Source organism: Thermomonas alba, from assembly GCF_022419205.1.
Lineage (GTDB): Bacteria > Pseudomonadota > Gammaproteobacteria > Xanthomonadales > Xanthomonadaceae > Thermomonas > Thermomonas alba.
The window spans coordinates 378-1,147 of record NZ_JAJOZU010000025.1 but is presented as its reverse complement, the minus strand read 5'-3'; the positions used below and the strand labels follow the sequence as shown (position 1 = coordinate 1,147).

The 770-nt window shown below is 67.4% G+C and carries 1 protein-coding gene; it reads right to left on the bottom strand.

Features of this window, described 5'->3' with window-relative positions; translation table 11 throughout:
* Nucleotides 1-770: DDE-type integrase/transposase/recombinase (locus tag ML342_RS11530; protein WP_338065007.1), on the bottom strand; the 770-nt coding region annotated here is incomplete at both ends.

Sequence of the window (770 nt, the reverse complement as noted above, 5' to 3'; positions counted from 1 at the left end):
AAGGCGTTGATCAGACCGGCAAAGCGCTGCGGGATGTGGCTGTAGCCGAAGGCCTTGCGCACCACCGAGCCGTTCTTGCCCTCGGCCAGCGCGTTGTCGTTGCTCTTGCGCGGGCGAGACTTGGTCTGCTCGGCGTGCAGCTTGTGCAGCAAGGCCGCCACCGTCTTGTTGATGTACTCGCCGCCGTTGTCGGAGTGAAAGCCCTTGATGGGGAAGGGAAACTGCTCGATGAGTTGCTCCAGCACCGGCAGCAGGTAAGCCTCGCTGATGCGCTCGCAGCAGGCCACCACCTCCCACTGGGTGAGGATGTCCACCGCGTTGATGTGATAGACCCCCTTGATGCCGTCCTGATCGCCCTGGTGCACGGAGTCGATGCGGATGAAGCCCGCCTGCCCCTGAGGGTTGGGCGCGCGGCGCTCGCCGATGGCGTTGACCACGGCGCGCGTCTTGGTGAAAGACACCCGGGCGGCTTGGTACGGACGGGTCTTGCGCAGGTTGTACAGGTGCGAGGGCGACAGCTGCGCCAAGCGCTCAAAGCGCGCATCGCCGTGCACATGCCAGGCGCGGCGCAGCAGATGCGCCGTCGCAAGCCCGGACAGACAGCCATGGGCACGGTCGACCTGCACCAGCAGATCGACGTCGGCTGCGGTGTAGCGCCGGGCAAAGGCGTGGGCTGGGGCGCGGTAGCGCTTGCCCAGGGGGGCGCCCTCGAGCACGCGAGCCAGCAAGCGGCTCAGCTGCGAGCGGGAGTAGCCGCTGGTGCGGGCCAG